General features: G+C 76.0%; 8 protein-coding genes. 4 read left to right on the top strand and 4 right to left on the bottom strand.

Annotation, left to right across the window (positions count from 1 at the left end):
- Window positions 1-308, bottom strand: a 308-nt coding sequence (locus tag ACWEVO_RS26170) for a hypothetical protein (RefSeq protein ID WP_452310158.1), incomplete at its 3' end; no start/stop codon positions are given.
- Here ACWEVO_RS26170 and ACWEVO_RS26165 point away from each other — a divergent pair.
- The 3 genes from ACWEVO_RS26165 to ACWEVO_RS26155 all read left to right on the top strand — a co-directional run bounded on the left by ACWEVO_RS26165 (window position 307) and on the right by ACWEVO_RS26155 (window position 2,576).
- The gene (locus tag ACWEVO_RS26165) at window positions 307-714 is read left to right on the top strand and encodes a hypothetical protein (protein WP_452310157.1); all 408 of its coding nucleotides are present in this window, start codon (window positions 307-309) and stop codon (window positions 712-714) included. The genes ACWEVO_RS26170 and ACWEVO_RS26165 overlap by 2 nt on opposite strands.
- A gap of 118 nt (window positions 715-832) precedes the next feature.
- On the top strand, window positions 833-1,381 hold the full coding sequence (locus ACWEVO_RS26160) for a SigE family RNA polymerase sigma factor (RefSeq protein WP_452310156.1): 549 nt from the start codon (window positions 833-835) through the stop codon (window positions 1,379-1,381).
- Window positions 1,374-2,576, top strand: a complete 1,203-nt coding sequence (locus ACWEVO_RS26155; protein WP_452310155.1) for a hypothetical protein — start codon at window positions 1,374-1,376, stop codon at window positions 2,574-2,576. The genes ACWEVO_RS26160 and ACWEVO_RS26155 overlap by 8 nt, the downstream gene beginning before the upstream one ends.
- 38 nt (window positions 2,577-2,614) lie before the next feature.
- On the opposite strand, the gene ACWEVO_RS26150 is transcribed toward ACWEVO_RS26155, so the two are convergent.
- The 3 genes from ACWEVO_RS26150 to ACWEVO_RS26140 are packed head-to-tail and all read right to left on the bottom strand — an operon-like array spanning window position 2,615 to window position 5,829.
- Entirely contained in the window at window positions 2,615-4,087 is a 1,473-nt protein-coding gene (locus ACWEVO_RS26150; protein ID WP_452310154.1) for a pyridoxal phosphate-dependent decarboxylase family protein, read from the bottom strand.
- Between the two features lie 27 nt (window positions 4,088-4,114).
- The gene (locus ACWEVO_RS26145; RefSeq protein WP_452310153.1) at window positions 4,115-5,482 is read right to left on the bottom strand and encodes an MFS transporter; all 1,368 of its coding nucleotides are present in this window, start codon (window positions 5,480-5,482) and stop codon (window positions 4,115-4,117) included.
- 32 nt (window positions 5,483-5,514) lie between these two features.
- Window positions 5,515-5,829, bottom strand: a complete 315-nt coding sequence (locus ACWEVO_RS26140) for an MGMT family protein (protein WP_452310152.1) — start codon at window positions 5,827-5,829, stop codon at window positions 5,515-5,517.
- 61 nt (window positions 5,830-5,890) lie between these two features.
- Here ACWEVO_RS26140 and proB point away from each other — a divergent pair.
- The coding region (gene proB / locus ACWEVO_RS26135; RefSeq protein ID WP_452310151.1) for a glutamate 5-kinase at window positions 5,891-6,607 on the top strand (717 nt) is incomplete at its 3' end.

The raw sequence follows: 6,607 nt of genomic DNA, 5'->3' as shown, positions 1-6,607 counted from the left end.
GTCGCCGCGGCGGTGGTGGTGGCGGCCGGGGCGGCCGGTCTCGTCCGGCCGCTTGCCGCACCGGCCCCGACCGTCGTCACCGGCAGCTCGCCCGCCACCGAACTGCCGTCGGCCTGGCCCGGCACCGGGTCGGTGCCGCCGCCGACCACCGGGTCGGCCACCCCGACGCCCAGCCGGTCGGCCACGCCGAGCAGCACTCCGGACGGCTCGCCGAGCGCCCCGCCGACGACCGCCCCGCCATCGAGGACCGGCCCGAGCAGAACCGCGTCACCCTCCTCCACCCGGTACGTCGACCTGTCGATCAGCATGCCGCGCTCGGTCACCCTGGCGCCCTCGGGCGGCGCGTACACCGGTTGGCTCGACGTCCGGATGGGCAACGCCGGCACCCGGGCCTACGACAGCGGCGACCTGATCGTGGTGCTGCCCGTCGAAGCGACGATCGACCTCGGCGGCACCAACATCGGCGGCTGCTTCAACCAGGGCCAGACCGACGACACGAAGACGATGTTCTGCACCGGCGACGGACCCGTCCCGGCGGGTGGCACCCGGTCCTACCGGATCGGGGTGCGGGTGAACATCGCGCCGAGCGGGCGGGCCCGCACCCTCACCGGCCTCGCGCTGACCGTCCGGGCGAACGTCGCCGGCGCCTTCCCCGGCGACCGCACCCCGGCCGACAACACCGCACGCACCGATCTCCAACTCCCCGCCGGCTGAGCCGCCCGTGCTGTCGGGTCCCCGGCAGCAGGGGCGGCAACCGGACCGGGTGGGACGGAGTGTTACCGGTGCCGGACCACCCGGCGGCCCGTACGGGGGAGGGACAGTGACAGTGCGGATGAGGGCACGCGCCAATGAACCACCAGCGGCCGACGTCGGGGGACCGCCCGGTCCGACGCCCAGCTTCGACGACTTCTACCACGCGCACTTCCGCAGCGTGACCACGCAGCTCCGCGCGTACACCGGGGACCTGGGCCAGGCGCAGGATCTCGCGCAGGAGGCGTTCACCCGGGCGCTGGCCCGCTGGGACCGGCTGGTCCGCTACGACGACCCGGTGGCCTGGGTGCGTCAGGTCGCCTGGAACCTGGCCCGCAGCCGGTGGCGGCGGCTGCGGACCGCCCGGGACCACCTGCTGCGCCAGCGGCGGGTGGAGCCGGAGGTGCCCGGTCCGACGCCGGACCGGGTGGCGATCGACCGCGCGCTGGCGGCGCTGCCGGCCAACCACCGGCGGGTCGTCGTGCTGCACTACCTGGCCGATCTGCCGATCGCGCAGATCGCCCTGCAGGAGGGAGTGGCGGAGGGCACCGTCAAGTCCTGGCTGCACCGGGGCCGGGCGGCCCTGGCCACGCTGCTCAACGAGAACACCGAGGGGGTCGGCGATGTCTGACCGGGACCCGCTGCGGGAGCGTTTCACCACGTACCGCGGCGAGCTGACCACGACCATCGACGGGCCCGGGCCGGAGGCCGCGCGGCGTACCCTGCGTCGGCGTCGCCGGGCCGCCGTGGCCGCCGGAGCGGCCCTGGCAGCCGTGCTGGTGGTGGCCCCGATCGCCGCCAGGGCGGCGCTGCGGCAGGACCGGCCATCGCCGCCGGCCGCCACCCCGACCGCGGAAGTCACCCCGGCGCCGTCGGGCAGCCCGTCGGCGAGCCCGACCCCGACGCCGTCGGCCAGCCGTACGCCCGATGCGCCGGACGGCCGGATCAGCCGCACGGAGCTGCTGTCGGCCCGGCTGGCCCTTCCCGCGTGGCGACCCGGCTCGGACTGCCCGTCGGACGGCGTGCGGCTGACCGGTGACCGGACCACGGGGAGGGACGGGACGCTCCTCATCGAGGCGCTCAACTACGGGGACATCGACGGCGACGGCGCCGTCGAGACGCTCGTGATGATCCGCTGCGTCTTCGGCACGGCGGGGCCGGAGCAGGTCGTCGCCTTCGACCGGGACGGGACCGGACGGATCGTCACCGTCGGCCGGGTGATCGCCACCGTCCGGGAGGGACCGCAGTGGCTCACCGCGCTGGAGGTCAGGTCCACCGGCCTCGTCCGCGTGCAGGTCGCCGATCTGATGGCCGGGGGCGGCTGGCCGGGCGCGTGGTCGCAGCGGCAGTGGCGCGGCTACCGCTGGACCGGCGAGGGGTTCACGCAGGTCGCCGGGCCCACGTCGTTCGGCCCCAATCCGTACTCGACCGACCTGGCGGTGACCGCGAAGGGTGTGGTGCTGACGGATGACCCCACCGACGGTTCGCGCGTCGGCGTGGTCGAGGTGACGATCCGCAACCTCGGGGACCGGCGGGCGGACTCGGTGAGCATCACGCTGGACCTGCCGAAGGCCCTCGCTCCGGACGGGCCGGCCTGGCGGGACTGCGGCCCGGACGCCGGCCGGTACCGGCCCCCGCTGGTCTGCAACCTGGACGCGGTCGACGCGCACGGGGAGCGGACGCTACGTCTCGGGGTACGGCTGCCCGTGGGCACCTCGTTGGCGCCCGGCACGGCGACGGTGCACGGCATGGCACTCGGCCCCGGCGGACACAACCTGCTCGATCCCGTGCCGGGGAACAACGAGGACACCCTCAGCTACCGATGAGGGGCCGGCGGGGCGGTGCGAGCCGCCCCGCCGCCCCGTTACCAGGCCGGGCGTTGCAGCAGGCCGACGAACTCCGCCAGCAGCCGCTCGCGCAGGGCTGGCGGGGCGGCGTCGAGCAGGGTGTTCACCACCGCCATCCGTTCGGGTGCGGCCGTCGGGTCGAGCCCGAGGCCGGCGGCGAGCCCGCCGACCACCTCCGGGGTGAGCGCCTCCGGCGTCAGGCTGCCGGCGAGTGCCCGCAGCTCCGCCGGCCGCTCGACCGGCCCGGCCGCCCGGGCCGCCGCGACCGCGTCGGCCAGCGCGGAGCCGAACTCGGCCACCCGGGGCGCGACCGCCGCGGTCACCGTGAGGTGCACGCTGGCCGGCAGTCCGGCGTACGACAGCTGCGGCTGGGTGTGCCAGCCCCGGGCGGTCAGCTCGTCGACCAGCACGAACAGGTCGAGCCCCGGATCGTCGACGGTGAAGCAGACCACGGTCGCCTCCGGCTCGGCGAGCAGCCGCAGCCCGTCGACCGCGCGGACCGCGTCGGCCAGCCCGGCGACCGCGTCCCGGGTGAGTGCCGCCAGCCGCAGGTAGCCGTCCGCGCCGAGGTGCCGCAGGGTGGAGTACGCGGCGGCGATCGGCCCGCCGGAGCGGGTCGAGGCGATCACCGGGTTGATCATGGTGTACCCGGGCCAGTCGGCGTGCGCGAAGTACTGCGGGGCGCGCAGCGCCGGGTCCCGGTGCAGCAGCACCGAGACCCCCTTCGGCGCGTACGCGTACTTGTGCAGGTCGACGGAGATCGAGGTGACCCCGTCGACGGCGAAGTCGAACGGCGGCACCGGCGCGCCGAGCCGGCGCAGCCAGGGCAGGGTCCAGCCGCCGAAGCAGGCGTCCACGTGGCAGCGCACGCCGGCCGCCGCCGCGACCGCCGCGATCTCCGCCACCGGGTCGACCACGCCGTGCGCGTACGACGGGGCGGAGGCGGCGACCAGCACGGTCTCCGGCCGGATCGCGGCGGCCACGTCGGCGGGCGACGGGCGCAGGGTCACCGGGTCCACGGGCACCGGGTCGAGGGCCACCCGCAGGTAGTGGGCGGCCTTCGCGAAGGCGGCGTGCCCGCTGGCCGGCACCACGATCCGGGGCGCGGCGAGGTCGGGGCGGCCGTCGCGGGCCGCCTTCACGGCCAGCATCAGCGACTCGGTGCCGCCGCTGGTGACGCTGCCCACCACGTCCGGGGCGGTCGTGCCCGGACCCCCGCCGAGCAGCCGGGCGGCCGCCGCGACGAGGGCGTTCTCCATCATCAGCAGGGACGGGAAGGCGGTCGGGTCGAGCCCGTTGACGTGCGCGCTCTCGGCGTACGCGGCCTGCGCCAGCTCGTCCAGCCCGGCCACCCCCGGGTCGTACACGTAGGCGAACAGCCGCCCCCCGTGCGTCGGCCGGTCCCCCGCCCGCAACTCCCGGATCTCGTCGAGCACCCGCTCCGCCGGCACTCCGTGCGCGGGCAGCGCACCCCACTCTTCGTCGATCATGAACTTGTGGTGCCCTTCTCGTGGCGGTCAGCGGCTTTCCTCCCCCACCACAACTCCGTGCTCGGCGGAGCGGGGGGTGGGGAGGGGTGGGAGGGTGTAGCCGCGCAGCAGCAGGACCGGCAACGCGACCAGCACGGCGGGGAGGGCGGTGAAGCCGAGGAGGACGCCGAGGCGGGCGCCCGCCGACTGGGCCGCGGCGACCCCGGTGGCCGAGGAGACGTAACCGGAGAGCTGGAGAACCAGGCCGTAGAGGCCCGGGCCGAGGGCGAGGCCGAAGGTCTCCCCGGCGGTCCACAGCCCGGTGAACACCCCGGCCTGCCGCCGCCCGGTGCGCGCGGTGTCGTACGCGATGCAGTCCGGCAGCATGGCCAGGGCGAAGACCTGCTGGCCGGCGTACCCGACGCCGATCAGCGCGACCACGGCGTAGACCGCGGCAGCTGGCAGCGCCGGGGACGCGACCAGGGCCAGCGCGCCCGCGGCGAAGAGCAGCGACGCGACGACCAGGCCGGCCCGCTTGCCGAACCGGGCGCCGACCCGGGTCCACACCGGCATGACCAGCAGCGCCGGCCCGACGAAGCAGGCGAAGAGCAGCGTCGGCCCGGTCCGCGGGTCGCGCAGCACCTGGTCGGCGAAGTACTTCACCCCGGCCAGCACGGTGGCCACCCCGGCGGACTGCACCACGAAGCAGACCAGCAGGAGCCGGAACGGCCGGTTGCGGCCGGCGACCGCGAGCTGGGCGCGCAGGCTCGGCTCGCTCGCCCCGACCGTGCCCGCGGGCGCCGCACGGGTGCCGAGGAACGCGCCGACCGTGCCGACCACGATCAGCGCGGCGACGAAGAGCCCCATCCAGCGGTGCCCCGGCAGGCCGTCGCCGCCGGCGGTCACCACCGCCGGGGCCACCGCGCCGGAGACCAGGATGGTCAGCGCGAGCACCGCGATCCGCCAGCTCATCAGCCGGGTACGCTCCGCCGGGTCATCGGTCAGCTCGGCCGGCATCGCCACGTAGGGCACCTGGAAGAAGGCGAACGCGGTGGCGGTGGCCAGGAAGGCGACCGCCACGTACGCCCCGGCGGCCGGGCCGGCGCCGAACGGGGCGGCGAAGATCGAGGCGAAGAGGACGGCCAGCGCGAGCCCGCCGCCGAGCAGGTACGGCCGGCGCGCGCCCCAGCGGGACCGGGTCCGGTCGGAGATCCGCCCGGCGACCGGGTTGACCAGCACGTCCCACGCCTTCGGCAGGAGCACGAGCAGGGCCGCCACGCCGGCCGCCACGCCCAGCGTGTCGGTGAGGTACGGCAGCAGGAGCAGCCCGGGGACGGTCCCGAACGCCCCGGTGACCAGGGAGCCCGTCGCGTACCCGACGTGCACCCGGCGGGGCAGGCCGCCCGTTCGTGTCATGGAGCCGAATGCTACTCACGTTATGGCGCGGATCACATCCCCTCCTCCGGCGACCAGGCGGCCGCCGCGATGTCCACCCGCTCTCCCCGCAAGGGGCAGCCCTCGGCCCGCAGCCGCGCCCACGCCTCCCGCTCGTGCCCGGGCGGTAACCGGCCGGCCGAGTTCACCACCCGGTGCCAGGGCACCCCGCCCCCGTGCCGGGCCATGATCGAGCCCACCAGCCGGGCCGACGACCGGCCCGACCGGTCCGCGAGCGCGTCCGCCACCGCCCCGTACGACATCACCCGGCCCGGCGGGATCCGCTCGACCAGGTCGAGCACCGCCTCGACGTACTCGTCAGGTGTCACGACCGGCCACGATATGGGAACGCACCAAGGTCCCGCCGACCGCGACGCGCAGAATGGTCGGGTGCGCGAAGCAGTCACCTCGGCCCGCCGGATCGTCGTCAAGATCGGTTCGTCGTCGCTGACCACCGCGGCGGGCGGCCTGGACGACGCCCGCGTCGACGCCCTGGTCGACACCCTGGGCGCGCTGGCCGCCGACGGGCGCGAGGTGGTGCTGGTCTCCTCCGGCGCGATCGCCGCCGGTCTCGCCCCGCTCGGCCTGCCCCGGCGCCCCCGCGACCTGGCCACCCAGCAGGCCGCCGCCAGCGTCGGGCAGGGCCTGCTCATCGGCCGGTACGCGGCCAGCTTCGCCCGGCACGGCCGCACCGTCGGGCAGGTGCTGCTCACCGTCGACGACGTGACCCGACGGGCGCACTACCGCAACGCGTACCGGACCCTGCGCAAGCTGCTCGACCTGCGGGCGGTGCCGATCGTCAACGAGAACGACACGGTGGCCACCGAGGAGATCCGGTTCGGCGACAACGACCGGCTGGCCGCGCTCGTCGCCGCCCTGGTCGACGCCGACCTGCTGGTCCTGCTCTCCGACGTCGACGCGCTCTGGACCGGCGACCCGAGCCGGCCGGGCAGCACCCGGATCACCGAGGTGCACGGCGAGGGCGACCTGGCCGGGGTGGACGTCGGCGGCGCCGGCCGGGCCGGGGTGGGCACCGGCGGCATGGTGACCAAGGTGGAGGCGGCCCGGATCGCCACCGGCTTCGGCATCCCGGTGGTGCTCACCGCC

It is taken from the genome of Micromonospora sp. NPDC003776, from assembly GCF_053605645.1.
Note: the sequence above shows the minus strand (reverse complement) of the source record. Positions and strands in the feature narration are given on the sequence as shown.